The sequence below is a fragment of the Desulfuromonas acetoxidans DSM 684 genome, from assembly GCF_000167355.1.
Taxonomy (GTDB): Bacteria; Desulfobacterota; Desulfuromonadia; order Desulfuromonadales; family Desulfuromonadaceae; genus Desulfuromonas; species Desulfuromonas acetoxidans.
Genome location: NZ_AAEW02000006.1, coordinates 55,348 through 71,103, shown reverse-complemented (window position 1 = coordinate 71,103; position 15,756 = coordinate 55,348). Strand labels below are relative to the sequence as shown.

Annotated in this window: 14 protein-coding genes; 8 read left to right on the top strand and 6 right to left on the bottom strand. The window is 45.9% G+C overall.

The features are described from left to right. Position 1: 1 nt before the first annotated feature. From rfbA to DACE_RS05955, 6 genes are all read right to left on the bottom strand, one after another. Positions 2-868, bottom strand: a complete 867-nt coding sequence (gene rfbA, locus DACE_RS05985) for a glucose-1-phosphate thymidylyltransferase RfbA (RefSeq protein ID WP_005999299.1) — start codon at positions 866-868, stop codon at positions 2-4. A 168-nt stretch (positions 869-1,036) separates the two neighbouring features. Continuing rightward, the gene (gene rfbB / locus DACE_RS05980) at positions 1,037-2,113 is read right to left on the bottom strand and encodes a dTDP-glucose 4,6-dehydratase (protein ID WP_005999296.1); all 1,077 of its coding nucleotides are present in this window, start codon (positions 2,111-2,113) and stop codon (positions 1,037-1,039) included. Between the two features lie 41 nt (positions 2,114-2,154). Further along, positions 2,155-3,882 carry a carbamoyltransferase family protein gene (locus tag DACE_RS05975; RefSeq protein WP_005999294.1) on the bottom strand — a complete coding sequence of 576 codons (1,728 nt, stop codon included), beginning with the start codon at positions 3,880-3,882 and terminating at the stop codon, positions 2,155-2,157. A gap of 77 nt (positions 3,883-3,959) precedes the next feature. Then, positions 3,960-5,375 carry a lipopolysaccharide kinase InaA family protein gene (locus tag DACE_RS05970; RefSeq protein ID WP_005999292.1) on the bottom strand — a complete coding sequence of 472 codons (1,416 nt, stop codon included), beginning with the start codon at positions 5,373-5,375 and terminating at the stop codon, positions 3,960-3,962. 152 nt (positions 5,376-5,527) lie between these two features. Continuing rightward, the gene (locus DACE_RS05965) at positions 5,528-6,322 is read right to left on the bottom strand and encodes a lipopolysaccharide kinase InaA family protein (RefSeq protein WP_005999290.1); all 795 of its coding nucleotides are present in this window, start codon (positions 6,320-6,322) and stop codon (positions 5,528-5,530) included. Positions 6,323-6,714: 392 nt separating this feature from the next. Further along, positions 6,715-7,647, bottom strand: coding sequence for an NAD-dependent epimerase/dehydratase family protein (locus tag DACE_RS05955; RefSeq protein WP_005999288.1), 933 nt, complete (start codon positions 7,645-7,647; stop codon positions 6,715-6,717). Positions 7,648-7,973: 326 nt separating this feature from the next. On the opposite strand from DACE_RS05955, the gene hldE reads away from it, so the two are divergent. From hldE to DACE_RS18070, 8 genes are read left to right on the top strand one after another with little or no spacing between them, the layout of a single operon-like run. Then, positions 7,974-9,437: a bifunctional D-glycero-beta-D-manno-heptose-7-phosphate kinase/D-glycero-beta-D-manno-heptose 1-phosphate adenylyltransferase HldE gene (hldE, locus tag DACE_RS05950; protein WP_005999286.1), complete on the top strand. Its 1,464-nt coding sequence runs from the start codon at positions 7,974-7,976 to the stop codon at positions 9,435-9,437. 51 nt (positions 9,438-9,488) lie between these two features. Continuing rightward, the gene (gene neuC / locus DACE_RS05945) at positions 9,489-10,640 is read left to right on the top strand and encodes a UDP-N-acetylglucosamine 2-epimerase (protein ID WP_005999284.1); all 1,152 of its coding nucleotides are present in this window, start codon (positions 9,489-9,491) and stop codon (positions 10,638-10,640) included. A 2-nt stretch (positions 10,641-10,642) separates the two neighbouring features. Then, a complete protein-coding gene (gene neuB, locus DACE_RS05940; RefSeq protein ID WP_005999282.1) occupies positions 10,643-11,716 on the top strand; it encodes an N-acetylneuraminate synthase in 1,074 nt (357 codons plus the stop codon). Between the two features lie 11 nt (positions 11,717-11,727). Next, a complete protein-coding gene (locus DACE_RS05935; protein ID WP_005999280.1) occupies positions 11,728-12,438 on the top strand; it encodes an acylneuraminate cytidylyltransferase family protein in 711 nt (236 codons plus the stop codon). Continuing rightward, complete coding sequence (locus tag DACE_RS05930; protein ID WP_005999278.1) at positions 12,425-13,414, top strand: Gfo/Idh/MocA family oxidoreductase; 990 nt, start codon at positions 12,425-12,427, stop codon at positions 13,412-13,414. The genes DACE_RS05935 and DACE_RS05930 overlap by 14 nt, the downstream gene beginning before the upstream one ends. Beyond that, the gene (locus DACE_RS05925) at positions 13,411-14,358 is read left to right on the top strand and encodes a Gfo/Idh/MocA family oxidoreductase (RefSeq protein ID WP_005999276.1); all 948 of its coding nucleotides are present in this window, start codon (positions 13,411-13,413) and stop codon (positions 14,356-14,358) included. The genes DACE_RS05930 and DACE_RS05925 overlap by 4 nt, the downstream gene beginning before the upstream one ends. Positions 14,359-14,362: 4 nt before the next feature. Further along, complete coding sequence (locus DACE_RS18075) at positions 14,363-15,232, top strand: hypothetical protein (RefSeq protein ID WP_155809007.1); 870 nt, start codon at positions 14,363-14,365, stop codon at positions 15,230-15,232. Then, the gene (locus tag DACE_RS18070; protein WP_005999272.1) at positions 15,229-15,747 is read left to right on the top strand and encodes a hypothetical protein; all 519 of its coding nucleotides are present in this window, start codon (positions 15,229-15,231) and stop codon (positions 15,745-15,747) included. Before DACE_RS18075 ends, DACE_RS18070 begins: the two co-directional genes overlap by 4 nt. Positions 15,748-15,756: the final 9 nt, after the last annotated feature.

Below are 15,756 nucleotides of genomic sequence, written 5' to 3'. Positions count from 1 at the left end.
GCTATTCGTCCGCCAGTTGAATGAGGTATTGACCGTAGTCATTTTTGCTGAGGCTCTGACCGATTGATTTCAATTGTTCGGCAGTCAGCCAGCCCTGATTAAAGGCAATTTCCTCAAGGCAGGCGATTTTATATCCCTGTCGTGTTTCAATGGTTTCAACAAAACGGGCGGCATCCAGCATGCTGTCATGGGTTCCGGTGTCCAGCCAGGCGAAACCACGACCGAGGATTTCAACATTGAGATCTCCGCGTTGAAGATAGGCCTGGTTGACACTGGTAATTTCCAGTTCGCCCCGAGAGGAAGGCTTGACGTTTTTGGCGATGTCGATGACGTCGTTATCGTAGAAATAAAGGCCTGTCACCGCAAAGTGGGATTTTGGTTTGGCCGGTTTTTCCTCGATTGAAATCGCTTTCATGTGCTCGTCAAACTCAACAACACCGAAGCTCTGCGGATTGTGAACCTGATAGCCGAAAACCGTGGCTCCCGTTGCGCAGGTCACCGCATTGCGCAGTTTCGGGGTAAAGCCCTGACCGTAAAAGATGTTATCGCCGAGCACCAGACAGACATTGTCTGTTCCGATAAACTCTTCTCCAATCAGAAATGCCTGGGCCAGTCCATCGGGATTAGGTTGAACGGCATACTCAAGATGAATACCGAACTCGCTGCCGTCGTTCAGTAACCGTTTGAAACTGTCCTGATCCTCCGGCGTTGTGATGATGAGTATGTCGCGAATCCCTGCCAGCATTAACACGGAAAGCGGGTAGTAGATCATCGGTTTGTCATAGATCGGCAGGAGCTGTTTGGAAACCCCTTTGGTGATGGGGTAAAGTCGCGTGCCGCTGCCACCGGCCAGTATGATGCCTTTCATGGTTCAACCTTTATTCTAGAAGGATGTTGAAAAGTCCCATCCGGGGACTTTTCAACGGCGTAAGCCGAAAATGCGATTTCCGTCTTGCTTACAAAATCAAGCATGAAGACCTGTTCTTGATTTTTGTCGCCCGTCCATGGGCTCCACAAGCTGTTTTTCAACAGCCTGCTAGAGGTCTGTTCCCAAGCGTTTCCGCTGATAGCTGCCGTCCTGGACGTGCTGGCACCAGGCCTGATTATCGAGATACCACTGGATGGTCTTGCGGATGCCCGAGGCAAATGTTTCCTGAGGTTTCCAGCCAAGTTCCCGTTCGATTTTGCCAGCGTCGATAGCGTATCGTTTGTCATGCCCCGGACGATCCTGCACATGGGTGATGAGTGACCGATATGGGCTGTGCTTTGAAGGTGCCAGTTCGTCGAGAAGGTCGCAGATCAAGGTGACCACTTCAATATTTTGTTGTTCATTGTGGCCACCAATATTGTAAGTTTCGCCGATCTTGCCTTGAGTAATGATTTTGTAAAGAGCGCGGGCATGATCTTCGACATACAACCAGTCACGGATCTGATCTCCTTGGCCATACACGGGAAGAGATTTTCCTTCCAGGGCATTCAGGATCATCAGTGGAATCAGTTTCTCCGGGAAATGGTACGGTCCGTAATTGTTGGAACAGTTGGTGACCAGAGTGGGTAAACCATATGTGCGCAGCCAGGCGCGAACCAGATGATCCGAACTGGCTTTGCTGGCACTGTACGGTGAACTCGGAGCGTAGGAGGCTTTCTCGGTAAATAAATGCTTTTCGGCTTCCGGGTCCTGGCTTGGGTGGGGCAGATCGCCATAGACCTCATCCGTTGAAATATGGTGAAAACGAAAATTCTTTTTGTGCTCTGGATCAAGTTTATTCCAGTAGGCGCGTGAGGCTTCCAGCAGGGTGTAGGTACCGACAATATTGGTTTCAATAAAAGCTGCCGGGCCATCAATTGAGCGATCGACATGGCTTTCTGCTGCCAGATGCATTACTGCATCCGGTTGGTGCTGATGAAAGACACGGTCGAGCTCTTTCCTGTCACAGATGTCAACCTGTTCAAACTGGTAACGTTCGTTGCCGTCAACTTCACGTAACGATTCAAGGTTGCCCGCATAGGTTAATTTGTCAACATTGACAATGTGGTCGTGAGTTGAATGAATAATATGACGAATAACGGCGGAGCCGATAAAACCGGCACCGCCTGTAATGAGTAGCTTCATGCGTTCTTTTCTTCCGAAAAACATGCCTATTTGTAAGGCTGTTATTTGCGCACCAGAATGTCTTCCATGACAAGATAAGGTAAATCTGAACCGTAAAACATATTCAGCGCATCTTCTGGCGCACATACCATCGGCTCACCACGGCGGTTGAGGGAGGTATTGAGGGCAACACCATTTCCGGTACGTTTTTCCAGCTCCTTGAGAAGGGCGTAGTAGCGGGGATTGGTATCTTCCGTCACAACCTGGGCACGTGATGTCCCGTCTTCGTGAATAACCTCGGGAATGCGCTCATTCCAGGCCGGGTTGACCTTGAAGGTAAAGGTCATATAGGGCGCGGGATGGTCGGTTTGCAGCAGGTCTTCGGCAACAGTGTCGAGGACACTGGGGCAGAAGGGCCGCCAGCGCTCGCGGTACTTTATCTGTTCGTTGATGCGGTCTGCCACGCCGGGTACGCTCGGGCAGCCGAGAATGCTGCGGCAACCCAGTGCACGCGGGCCAAATTCCATGCGGCCCTGGAACCAGGCGACGGGTTGGCCCTGTGTCAGAATCTCGGCCACGGTTTCGGGAATGTTGTCGATTTTTTCCCATTGGGGCTTTTCGGGATGGGCTTCACAGGCGGCAATACATTCCTCGTTGGTGTACTGGGGGCCGAGATAAACGTGCTTGAGCTTCTCCACCTGAATACCATGCAGATGTGCCGCATAAGAGGCCGCACCGATAGCGGTGCCGGCATCGGAGGCTGCAGGCTGGACGAACAGCTCCTTCACATAAGGCAGATCCATGATGTACTGGTTGAGCTTGACATTGAGTGCGCTGCCACCGGCAAAACACAGCTGGCCGGTCTCCTGAAGGATGTCCTTCAAATAGTAGTCGATCATCTCCAGAGACAGTTTCTCGAACAGCCCCTGAATACAGGCAGCATAGTCGATGTAAGGCTCATCGGCGTTGTCGCCTTGACGTTTGGGACCGAGCCAGTCGATCAGCTTGGGGCTGAAGTAGTAGCCTTTGCCGTCTTCCTTGTAGCGGCGCCAACCCACCGTGTTGACCAGTTCGGTGTTGACAGTTAATTCGCCGTTTTCAAATTTGGCCAGCCGCGAGAAGTCATATTTCTTTGGGTCACCGTAAGGGGCCATGCCCATCACTTTAAACTCGCCGTCGAGCATTTCAAACCCAAGATATTCAGTCATGGCACCGTACAGACCACCGAGAGAGTCGGGGTCGTAAAATTCCTTGATCTTGTGAATCTTGCCGTTTTCACCATAACCGAAAAAGGTGGTGGCGTATTCCCCTTTGCCGTCGATCCCGAGAATCGCGGTTTTGCCTTTGAAGCCACTCAAGTGGTAGGCACTGCTGGCGTGCGCCAGATGGTGCTCAACCGGAACAAATTCAATGTCGTCCCAGCGGATGCCGATCTGTTGCAGCATGTTTTTAACATTGGCAATGTTGCGATGGTAACGACGGTTACCGTTGACCAGGGCCGTCAGGGCGCGATCGGGCGCATACCAGTAGCGTTTGGCATAGTGCCAGCGGTCCGGGCGATCCAGACCGATTTCACTGAACGGAAATGCGACAATGTCAACGTCCTCAGGTTTGATGCCGGCAAAGTCGAGGCAGAATTTTGTCGCTTCGAGGGGCATGCGGTTTTTGGCGTGTTTATCGCGAAGAAAGCGTTCCTCTTCCGCTGCTGCGACCAATTTGTCGTCAATGTACAGTGCTGCAGAGGGATCGTGGGTCAGTGCTCCAGAGAGTCCAAGAATTACTTTGGGCATGAGTATTATCTCCATCGTCACGACAGCGTAAGCGGTGCCGTGTTAATTTTATATCTTCTGAGGCTTTTGCAAAAAACTCAGATGTCATCCGGCTGTGGTAGATGACGGTCAAACCAGCGATACAATGCAGAGTCTGTTTTCCAGTTGCGCAGAAAACGGTTGCGATCACGCCGGTATAGCTTGTTAAAACGGTTGTGGGATTTGGGTTCCCACATGGCATCAAGATCAATAACGGCAATACCCTGATCCGTCACCAGAAAATTGGTGGCTTTACAGTCTCCGTGAACAATGCCGAGCTGGAGAAAGATGCGGAATAACTCGACCAGCCGGTTTGCCGTGTCGAGTTGCGATTCGCTTGGTTCGTTTCCGTCGGCAAAATAAGCGGCAACATCCTCGCCCTCAACAAAGTCGCACACATAATACCCTGTTAGGCGCAAAGGGCCAAACCGTTTTTCGGCCATGGCAATGGCTGAAGGAGTTGATATTCCGCTGATCTTCAAGCGGTGGGCGTTTCCCCATGAGACAGAGGCGCGGGTACGCCGCAGGCAGCGTTTGAGGCCATGCCAGAGATTTTTGATATTGTAGCGCTTGATCACCCAATCACCGTCGGGTGTTGTCAGTCGAACCACGGTGGCGCTGTTGCCGTCTTTCAATAGTGTGCCGGATGCAACGATCTGGTCAGGATGGGCCTTGAATTGATCGATAAAAGCGGCAGAAGCATCACGGCGTTGAATCATTTCGAGGTTATTGTGCCGACTGCGGAAAAATTCGCTGCAGCTGCGGAATGATTTGGCCACGTATTTAAGGCGCCTTTTTTGCCGCTGACGAACTACTTGCTGGTTAAACTGGTGTTGCCATTGTGCGGGGAACTGACGCTGCCCCATGTAATGTTGTACAACGGATGAAAAAAGATGGTCAAAGTGGGGCGCGATTTGAGCCTGGAACAAAGCCAGGTTGTCTGCACTCCGTTCAGGGCCTAATGCCGTTTTGTCACTCTTCCCGTCAATGGCGTCGCCATCAATGGTGTAAATTGTTTTTTCGGCGATGAGAAAGTTGCCCAAGTGGAGATCTTTCTGCCAGATGCCGTGAGCATGCTGATGAGCGATTTCCATCGTCAAGTTATTGAGTAGTGTCAGGCGCTCCGTATCGTTGCTGCAGTGTGGCCATAGATGCAAAGCAGAAAAGGCCTGGGGTATGAATTCAAAAACCAGTACTGGGGTTTGATCTGTCAGTTTGCCGCTAAACAGAAGGGGCGGTGTTGTCAGGTCTGCATCGATGAGTCGTTCTACGCCCTGTTTTTCCCGTAGCCAGTGCCGATGGGCTGACACGGGATGAAGGAACAGTTTGACCAGAACTTGGCGTTGATTCCATTCACCGCGCAGCACACAACGTTTTTGCGGTAAATCTCGTAAGACCTCCCGGCAAACGATCTCAGTGTGATCGGCGTGGTCAAGGGTGATGGAGAACGGGCAGGTGTAGGGCAGGGCTGTCATCTCTTTCCGTCTGGTTTATTTATGCAGTCACTGGTTGTGTCGGGGCGAAAGTGAGGCGCGACTTTAACACAGCTTAAACAGTGAATCTACCTCTGTATTCAACCCGTTATTCGGGTTGTTTGCAAAATGCCAGAGACGGTTTTTAAAAAAACTCATCCGCGCCGTTTTTTGTCGATACGCTTCGCGACCTCACGCCACAACTGCTTGGCACGAGCATCGAGTTTAGTTATCCCGAAATAGGCGTGTAAAAAAAACATCCGCTCGCGGTTGGCAACATGCTTACTGCGCCGGGCGAGTGCGGTGAGGTCGCGCACCCGACGGGCTTCAAACCAGGGGCGCCAGCGTGTTTTTTCCAGATCAATTAAACGAGCATCGACACAGTCTTTATCAATTCGCATAAAGATGTGTTTGGGGAACAAACATCGATGTTCCAGCCCTTGTTCGTGCAGTGTCCCAACCAGTGAGCCGCAGGCTTTTGCGATGGCCATACAATTCTGACGCTTTGGTCGACCCTGCTCATGCCAGTTTTCAAGGATGAGCTCAAGGGGCTGATAGCCGCTGAGAAATTCTGTAATCAAAATCGCTTGAAGTTCACCGTTGATTTTTCTGGTTGCGCAGTAAACAGCCTTCAGGGCAGGGATGCCTGCCTGTTCATAGCGGCGGATACTCTCCATTTCCTTGAGAAAGGTCGGAACGCCAATAAGTGGGTGGCGCAAAGTATGGCTGCGATAGTTGCTTTGACGTTTGATGACTACGGTGTGTTGCTGTTGTTTGTCGTCTTTAAAGGAAAAAATACAGACTTTACTCCAGCCGTTTTTGCCTCGTCCGACATTGCCTTCGTCTACCGCGGTAAGCTTCAGTTTCCAGAGTTGTTCAAACGTCCCCAAGTTGCTGTCTTCAAGGATGTTTTTCCAGTCCGGATTGAGATAAATCAAAGTCTCATTCATGATTTATCACTATTGGGCTGGCGTTGGAGGGAAAGCATGTTATTTGCGTGGGGAATTATTGACATAGTTCTCCTGTGAGCAAAATAGCCTTACTGGATAAGTGTCGATCAATCGGTCAGTTATGTTAGCACAGAGTTAATTCTTCAAGCCACTGAAGTTTTTCTTTATAGCCACGGACAAGAGCGGACGAGTTTTAACGTCAAAGGCTGAATGAACAGGGATGTTCAGAATAGGCAGAATGAAATCCGTAAATCTGTGAGCCCTGGAGTTACAGAGGTCGCAAGGTGAAATCAAAATTATTGGGAGGTATATAATCATCTCAGTGGTGAAATTGCTTTGGGCTGTTTGTGGTTTTGTCTGAAGTGGTCTGTGTATATCTGTGGTCAAAAGACTCACGGAGTTAGCTCCTCATAGTCCCAAATCTGTTTAAGGCCTTCGGCAATGTTGGTTTTTGGTGTATAGGAAAATAATTGTCTGAGGCGAGTATTGTCCGCGCAGGAATGTTTGATATCGCCAGGTCGTGGCTCCTCAAAAGAGGTGTCAAGCTTGTGGTTTGATAGGGATTCCACCGTGCTCAGTAATTCCAGAAGTGTTGTTTGTATTCCATTGCCCAGGTTGATGGTGTTACCGGATGGTGCTTGTTGGGTGGCGGCTTTGCAGAGAATTTCAACCAAGTCTTTAACAAAGATAAAATCCCGGCTCTGCAAGCCATCACCAAAGACGGTAAAGGGGCGTTTGTTTTGTGCACGGTCCATGAGAATGCTGATGACGCCTGAATAGGGTGAGCTGGGGTCCTGACGGGGGCCGTACACATTGAAAAAACGGAAGGTGGTTGTTTTCAGTTTGAATTGGCGACAGTAAAAATCAATGTAATATTCCGAACCAAGTTTGTCGACGGCGTAAGGCGTTAATGGTGCCGGCGGTGTGTCTTCTTTGAGGGGGAGCTGTTGGTTGTTGCCGTAAATAGCGGCGGAAGAGGCAAAGACAAATGTCGAAATGTCGTGTATCCTTGCGACTTCGAGCATATTGATTGTTCCATCCAGGTTGATGGCGTGTGTTTCGCGTGGCGCTTCAACCGAGGCTTGAACTGAAGCAATGGCGGCAAGGTGGACGATGGCATCTGCACCTTTCGTGTGGTTCAGAACGCCCTCAAAATTGCAAATATCCAACTCGTGTACTGTTAAATGGTTCGAGCTTCCCGGGAGGTTGGATCGTTTTCCTGTGGAGAAATTATCAATGACGGTAACACTGTGCCCCTGATCAAGAAGCATTTCAGTCAGATGTGACCCGATAAAGCCTGCACCTCCGGTAATGATAATGTGCATACGATGTGTCCTCCGTTGGTATTACATAGTGGGGAAAGAGTAACAAAGGATACACGAATTGAGCTGTATTTGAAATTTTAAATCATATCGCTCTCTTAGTTGTTTTGAATGAATGTGGCATGACGTTCTTTAATAAACTTTGTCGGTCTGATTGTCTTCTTATGGATGTCTATCTAGTTGATTAGATAAGTTTTTTTAGTGTGTAAATTTTGTTGACCGATTATTGGGAAAGATCGTTTTCCCGCTTGATGTTGGTGTAGGAAACGGGTTATATTTTGTGACCTTTGTTGAAATATTTTAAGTTAAAGGTATGAAACAGGATTGTGATGACTGAAGATCAGATTCAGGATTTTATGGAAATGTTGCCTCAATTGCGAACCTTGGTGGTTGGCGACTTGATGCTAGATGAATACTTATGGGGGAAGACTGGACGAATTTCTCCAGAAGCTCCGGTGCCGGTCGTTGATATTTCTCAGGATGACCTGCGCCTGGGTGGTGCTGGTAATGTGGTGAATAATCTGCGTGCTTTGGGCTGTCAGGTGCAGGTTTGTTCGGTTCTGGGTGATGATGCGGACGGGCGTCATCTGTTGCAACAATTGGAACAGGCCGGTGTTAATGTTGACGGCGCATTGTTTGATGTTGACCGCAAGACCAGTCGCAAAACACGTATTCTCGCCAGTAATCAACAGATGCTGCGTATTGACCGGGAGAGTCGCCAGCCACTTGGTCAAGAGATGGAAAAGCAGCTTGTTGCAGAAATTGTTGCACGGTTGGACTCTGCCGATGTTGTCTTTCTATCCGATTACGGCAAAGGTGTTCTTACCGATCATGTTTTGAGTTGTGTTCTCCAGGCGGGGAGAAAACGCGGTGTTCCCGTCGTTGTCGATCCGAAAGGGGTCGATTATCGTCGCTATCGGGGCGCCACCCTCTTAACGCCAAATCGCTCGGAAGCTTCCGAAGCTTCCGGGGTTAAAATTGAGGATTCTGCCAGCCTTGCCGCTGCAGGGAAGACGCTTCTTGAACTGGCAGACCTCGATGCCCTTGTTTTGACACGGAGTGAAGAGGGGATGTCGTTGTTCCTGCGCCAGGGAGATCAAATCGACCTGCCGACCCGTGCCCAGGAAGTGTTTGATGTGTCCGGTGCCGGCGACACGGTTCTGGCCCTAGTCGGGATTGGACTTGCCGCCAAACTCTCATTGAAACAGGCCGCAACCATCGCCAATATCGCTGCAGGGATTGTTGTTGGCAAAGTTGGGACATCAACGGTCAGCTGTCGGGAGATTATGCAGGCAGTTTCTCAAAATGGTCTTCCTGAAGAAAACAAGATTCAAGCGGCACAAGATCTCTCTGATATCCTCAATCACGCACGAAATCACGGCAAAAAAGTCGTTTTTACCAATGGTTGTTTTGACCTGCTTCATGCCGGGCACGTCAGTTATCTGCAGCGAGCCCGCGACCTGGGTGACGTGTTGGTCGTCGGGTTGAACACGGATCAGTCTGTTCAACGACTCAAGGGACCGTCTCGGCCTCTGGTTCATGAAGAAGATCGCGCTTTTGTGATGGCGGCACTGGCTTGTGTCAGTTATGTCGTTTTGTTTGAAGAAGATACACCTTTAGAATTGATTAAATTGCTACGCCCTGACGTTTTGGTCAAAGGGGCGGATTATACTCCGGAGACAGTTGTCGGCCGGGTTGAAGTGGAAAGTTGGGGGGGGAGTGTTGAGCTGATTGAATTCATTCAAGGCCGCTCAACAACGAAAATTGTCGAAAGAATATTGTCTAAATCCTAAAGTGTTTGAATCTCTTAGAAATTAGTTTTTAAACTGACGGTAACTCCCAAAATGACAAAGATTGCAGTATTTACAAGTACGCGTGCCGAATATGGTTTGCTGTATTGGCTGATCAAAGAATTGGATAAACACCCTTTCTTTGATATGCAACTGATTGTTTCTGGCACTCATCTCTCGCATGAGTTTGGTTACACAGTATCTGATATTGAAAGTGATGGGTTTATTCCTTCAATTAGGATACCCACGTTAATATCGGATGACTCCCCACCCTCACTAGCTCGTTCGTCTGCCCTGCTGGCGATGGCCTTGACGGATTATTTTTATCGTGAAAAACCAGACTTCTTTGTGGTCTTAGGTGACAGGTTCGAACTTTTAGCCGCTTGTGAAGCTGCATTGATCTGTCAAGTGCCGATTGTCCATATTCATGGTGGGGAAATTACAGAAGGCGCGGTAGATGAAAGGGTTCGCCATGCTGTAACAAAGCTCGCCGATATACATTTTGCTTCTACTGAGGAATATTGCCAACGGATTATCCAGATGGGTGAAGACCCGGCCAAGGTAATAAAGAGTGGTGCATTAGGGTTGGAGTCAATAAGAAGAGGGGCTATCTGGTCGTTGGAGGAGACTTCAGAGGTGCTTGGCGTTGACTTGGGTAAGGACTATATTCTTGTGGTTTATCATCCGGAGACCTGTAAAAAAACTGAAGATGTCGCACCCTTATTTGAGGCGCTTTCTAGCTGTGACCAATATCAAAAAATAATCATCTATCCCAATTCGGATAGTATGAGCCGCACTGTTATTGATGCTATTCAAGCCTTTAAGAGTGAGTATCCTAGGCAAGTTACATTGGTGAAATCTCTTAAGCGCGAAGGTTACCTATCTTTGCTTAAGCATTGTTGTTTGTATATAGGAAACTCCTCTTCTGGTATTATTGAAGCTCCGACATTTAGAAGGCCTATAATTAATGTTGGGAAAAGGCAGTATGGGCGCATTCGTTCGGAAGCTACGCTGGACGTTGAAATGGACTGTGTCCAGTTATTGTCAGCCCTAGAAACAGCTCTGTCTCAGGATTACTTGTCAAGATTAGATGAGGTTGAAAATCCTTACGGCGGTGGTTTTTCATCACAGATTATTATTGACTCTCTCTCAAGCTTAGATGGAAATCTGTTGTCGCAAAAAAAATTTCACGATTTGGATATTTAAAGATGCACACATATATTATTGCAGAAGTAGGAGTGAATCATAACGGTTCGGTGGAATTGGCTAAAAAATTAATCCACGTCGCTAAAGACTGTGGCGCTGATGCTGTAAAGTTCCAGACGTTTAAAACTGAAAGGCTTGTGACGTCATCGGCAAAGAAAGCTGTTTATCAGGACGAAAATGACAATTCGACTACAACACAGGCTGAAATGCTAGGTCGGTTGGAGTTGACGATTGATGACTTTGTTGAACTCGATCGAGAGTGCCGTGCTGCTGGGGTTGATTTCTTGACTACATGTTTTGACTCTGAATCGCTTTTGACGATCATGGATGAGTTACACTTGTCTGTTTTGAAAATTGGTTCAGGTGATCTTACAAATCTGCCGTTTTTGATTGAGCATGCAAAAACAGGGGCAAAGTTAGTTGTGTCGACAGGGATGGCAACGCTGTCGGAAGTTGAGGACGCAATGGCAGCATTGGCGTTTGGCTACCTTGAGGAAGAAAAAGAAATGCCCGAAAGTTATCAATGGCTTAAACGTCACTATTTTTCTTCAGAAAAAATAGAACAGTTATCTGATAGAGTTACGTTGCTCCATTGTGTGACTGATTATCCGGCACAATATCGAGATTTGAATTTAGATGCAATCGGACAACTTAGACAAGCTTACAAGTTGAATGTTGGTTATTCTGATCATTCTCTCGGTATTGAAGCGTGCTGTGCGGCGGTTGCATTGGGGGCTGTTTGTATAGAAAAACATCTGACGCTTGATAAAGGCTTATCTGGCCCAGATCATGCCGCCTCTGCTTCTCCTGAGGAGTTCAGGCTGTTAGTCAACGCAATACGAAATTTAGAGTTAGCATTACAGCCACGTATAAAATCACCAACAAAAAGAGAGTTAGCTAATCTTGAAGTTGCACGAAAATATTTGGTGGCGAAACAAGACATTGAACAAGGTGAAGTATTCAGTGTTGAGAACGTTGAAATTAAACGCTCTGCCTTCGGTATGTCTCCGTCTCAGTATTGGAATGTGTTGGGGCATAAAGCAATTAAGAGTTATTCAGCGGGTGATAGTCTTTGAGGAAGCGTGAAATGGTTAAGAAATATTTAGCAGTAATACCTGCTAGAGGGGGGAGTAAACGTTTACCTGGTAAAAACCTGATGAGTATCGGCGGACATTCGTTGATAGGTTGTGCCATAGAATGCGCTAAATCAGCTGAACATATTACAGAAATATGTGTCACGACAGATGACCAGGATATAGCGAATGAGGCTCTAAAATATGGGCCCTATGTTCATTTTATGCGTCCGGATTTTCTTGCTTCTGACGAAGCGAGAACCATCGATGTTGTCCTACATGCTGTTCAGTGGTTTAGTAACCAAGGTAAAGATTTTGATGCAGTTGTTGTTCTACAGCCGACATCACCATTACGTTCTCAAGAGAATATCCTTAAAGCGATTCAACTGTTTGAACAAAAGGACGCGCAAGCTGTTGTGTCTGTCTGTCGTCTTGAACACCCGATGGAGTGGTGTGCGGAGCTTGGCATTGACGGGAACATGGAGGAGTTTGGCAAGACGTGTGGTGCCTTGAACCGATCACAAGATACAGCAGTTACATACAGGCTGAATGGAGCTATCTATATTTATGATCTGTCAAAATTGATTGAGGTCGGTGGCTTTTTTTACAATAAGAAGACTTTCGCTTACGAGATGAATGCTAAAGAATCTATCGATATAGATACGTACGAAGATTTCTTGTTGGCTAGATTTTGGGATGAGGTAATTGAAAATGGAATTAGATAGTCGCATTAATGTTTTGCTTGTTGGTTCTGGAAATCTTGGCCGAAGGCACTTGCAAAGCTTGAAGGCGTGCAGAAACAACTTGAATATATATGTTGTTGATTCTTGTCTTTCATCTCTGGAAGCGGCTCGGGTAGCTTACGCTGAGGTAGAGGAAGTTGGAGGGCTTAAGAAAATTGCCTATTTTGAATCCTTGGACAAAGTAGAAAAAAAGATCAATGTGGCGATTCTCGCAACGCCAGCAACGGGTCGATTTCAACTCATAAAATCTTTATTGGATTTAGACGTTGATTATTTCATTCTTGAAAAGATTGCATTTAACTCAGTAGGAGATATTGATGCTGTAATTGATTTGCTGAGAGGTCGGATTAGAGGCGCTTGGGTAAATTGTCCAAGAAGGCTTAATTCTTTTTACCAAGATCTTAAACAGTGCCTTTTGAAAGAAAAAATACATAAGTTTGAGGTTGTTGGTAAAAATTTTGGAATGGCCTGTAACTCGATTCATTTTATTGATCTATTTTCCTTCTTAGAGGGGAAAACTGATTACAAGCTATCTGTTGAAGGAGTGGAAGATGTCTTACAAAGTAAGCGACCCGGGTATGTCGAGTTCTTTGGTGAGATTATTGGCCAGTTTGCCGGAGGTGCCCAATTCAGACTGTCTTGCCATCAGCCTGAAGCTGCGGTTGAATTCCGGGTGCAAATAGAATCGGATAATTATTCGTATAAGGTAGATGAAGTCAACGGAGAGGTCGAAATTACTAGTCTGAAAAATGGTGAAATTGAGAAACTCCGCTTCAGACAACCTTTTCAGAGTGAACTTACCGGTCCGCTTGTTGATGCGATTGTTGATCAAGGAGAATGTAAATTAACGCCTTTAGAAGAATCTATGGCCCTTCATCGGCCATTTATCGAAGCTTCTTATCAACTGTATGTAGCCAATTTTGGTGAAAACAAAGAAAAAAGGATCCCAATCACATGATGGAAAAAGTTCTGTTAGTTGGTGCTGGTTCAATGGCCAAAGAATATGCCAAGATCTTAGAGGCGTTGAATGTAGAATTTGATGTCGTTGGACGCAGTGAAATGGGGGTAAAGTCTTTTGTTGACACCACTGGATATACAGCTTTTTCTGGGGGGCTTGAATCCTTTATACAGAAGAAGACCATAAAGGAATATACTCATTTTGTTGTTGCTACGAATGTTGTCAGCTTGTATCACAATGTTTCTAATTTATTGAAATGTGGAGCTGAAAAAATCCTAGTTGAAAAACCTTGTGTGTTGAATGAGGGGCAGTTGGATACTTTGTTTCAACTCACATCGGAGCGAAAAGCCAACGTATATATAGCGTATAACAGAAGGTTCTTCTCTTCAGTATTGAAAGCTAAAGAGATTGTTGAAGAGGATGGTGGCTTGGAGATGGTGAAATTCGATTTTACTGAGTGGGCGCATGTCATTGAGGGGTTAGAAAAAGACCCTTTAGAAAAAGAGCGATGGCTGTTATCGAATTCAACACATGTAATAGATTTAGCACTATATTTTGCAGGCAAGCCAGAAGAACTGTCAGCTTATGTGGCAGGTAGTTTGGACTGGCATCCAGCAGGTAAGGTTTTTACTGGTGCAGGTAAGAGCGAGAATGGAGTCTTGTTCTCCTATGGTTCGGATTGGGGGTCGGCGGGACGCTGGTGGCTTGAGTTGTTTACGGCTAAAAGAAAGCTCCGATTGTGCCCTATGGAAAAGCTTTTAGAAACCCGCAAGGGAACAGTTGTCGAATCAGAAGTGTCTATTGAAGATGATTTAGACCGAGAGTTTAAGCCCGGTTTATACCTTCAGTTGCAAGCGTTTTTGAAGGCTGGCGATTCAGATTTAAAAAATATTGCACAATTACGTGATGATTTCGCGTTTTTTTGTAATATCGCTGGGTATTAAGATAGTGATTAAGTTATTCAAAGGGAGACTTGTTAGGCTTTTTTTCCTTTTGATGAAAATTTCTCCTATTTCTGTTGCAGCTAGTTTGTTTTTTAAAGGATTGTTTCTGCTTGCACAGATTTTATCAATTACTACTATTTTTTCATGGTCTATGGGGCATGTTAGACCTGCTCTAGTTGGCTTAACTGGTTATCCTCCAGACTCAGTTATTTATCCTTGTCTTGCTGCATGTTGTTTTGTGGCTTCCTCTATATTCTTGCTTATTTCTAAAAAAGTTGCATTGAGTGCAACTATGTCTTTGGAAAAATTGATTTTAAGTCATTATATACCAGGTAAAAAAACATGCCTAACTCCAGGAGATCTAAATAATATTGTAAAGCTAATGCTGTCATTGCTTGATAGTATTGTTCCAATTGCTCTTATTTTTTGCGTATCTGTAGCATGGGGGTATATTGAACCTTTTACTGTTGTTATTGTTTTATTAATTGTAGTATTTTTTATCTGGTTGATGAGAAAAGGGGTTTCCTTTTCAGCGGGTAGATACCGAGAAGTAAAATCTAGTTCTGGTATAGAATCTTACTATGGCAGTGAAAGGCATGTTAGATTTTATAAAATCCTTATTCTTCCTCAATATATATCGATTGCATCTACGACAGTTGTGTCTTTAGCTCTTGTTTTTAGCATTATCTCTGCAAAAATATATTTGGAGAATCATAGTTCATTGCCCGCAAAATTAATGTTGGTAACAGGTGTTGCATTTCTTCAGTCACGATCTTTTGTTGGTATTGTTTTGAGGGCAGGAGCTTACAATAAAAGCCTTGTTGCTGTTACTTCAGTTTTGTTTGAGGATGTAGATCGGGAAATGTCAGGATGAGTGCCGTCTTTGTTTTGTGCCCCTTAAACTCAGAAATCATAAACCGTATACGTCAACTCGATTGTCAGCTTGTGTTTACTCGACATTCTAGCGTTTATATGTGGAAGCGGGCCAAAGTTGTAGACAATGTGTCAGTTGATTATCGTAATGAGCATGAAACTTTAAAGAGAGTTGTTTCTCGTATGTATGGAAAGAAGCGCTCTAAAGGTGGAGGGGTTTGGAATATATTAAGCCGATCGCTTGTTTTGTCCGAGGTTAAAGCGGAGGTTCGAACTTATTTGAATTGTTTAGAGTCATTGAAGGAAGTTGAACGGGAAACCGGAGTTGATGGGGGGGAGGTAATTGTTTATACAAATTATCTTGTTGAGTCTGATCTTTCAAATGTTCATTCTCGTAAAATCATCTGTATCCATACTTTCAATGGTCGATTCAAGGTTATTTTTCCATTTTCTCGCAAAAGAAAATTTTTGAGGCGTTTTTTATCTAAGGTTTCCGGGATGGTAAACTTTAGATAATAATAAAGG

What these genes read in the sequence shown, in the direction of transcription:
- rfbA (WP_005999299.1), bottom strand. Translation starts at nt 868, where the DNA reads ATGAAAGGCATCATACTGGCCGGTGGCAGCGGCACGCGACTTTACCCC.
- neuC (WP_005999284.1), top strand. Translation starts at nt 9,489, where the DNA reads ATGACAAAGATTGCAGTATTTACAAGTACGCGTGCCGAATATGGTTTG.
- hldE (WP_005999286.1), top strand. Translation starts at nt 7,974, where the DNA reads ATGACTGAAGATCAGATTCAGGATTTTATGGAAATGTTGCCTCAATTG.
- DACE_RS05970 (WP_005999292.1), bottom strand. Translation starts at nt 5,375, where the DNA reads ATGACAGCCCTGCCCTACACCTGCCCGTTCTCCATCACCCTTGACCAC.
- rfbB (WP_005999296.1), bottom strand. Translation starts at nt 2,113, where the DNA reads ATGAAGCTACTCATTACAGGCGGTGCCGGTTTTATCGGCTCCGCCGTT.
- DACE_RS05925 (WP_005999276.1), top strand. Translation starts at nt 13,411, where the DNA reads ATGATGGAAAAAGTTCTGTTAGTTGGTGCTGGTTCAATGGCCAAAGAA.
- DACE_RS05955 (WP_005999288.1), bottom strand. Translation starts at nt 7,647, where the DNA reads ATGCACATTATCATTACCGGAGGTGCAGGCTTTATCGGGTCACATCTG.
- DACE_RS18070 (WP_005999272.1), top strand. Translation starts at nt 15,229, where the DNA reads ATGAGTGCCGTCTTTGTTTTGTGCCCCTTAAACTCAGAAATCATAAAC.
- DACE_RS05930 (WP_005999278.1), top strand. Translation starts at nt 12,425, where the DNA reads ATGGAATTAGATAGTCGCATTAATGTTTTGCTTGTTGGTTCTGGAAAT.
- DACE_RS05975 (WP_005999294.1), bottom strand. Translation starts at nt 3,882, where the DNA reads ATGCCCAAAGTAATTCTTGGACTCTCTGGAGCACTGACCCACGATCCC.
- DACE_RS05935 (WP_005999280.1), top strand. Translation starts at nt 11,728, where the DNA reads ATGGTTAAGAAATATTTAGCAGTAATACCTGCTAGAGGGGGGAGTAAA.
- DACE_RS05965 (WP_005999290.1), bottom strand. Translation starts at nt 6,322, where the DNA reads ATGAATGAGACTTTGATTTATCTCAATCCGGACTGGAAAAACATCCTT.
- neuB (WP_005999282.1), top strand. Translation starts at nt 10,643, where the DNA reads ATGCACACATATATTATTGCAGAAGTAGGAGTGAATCATAACGGTTCG.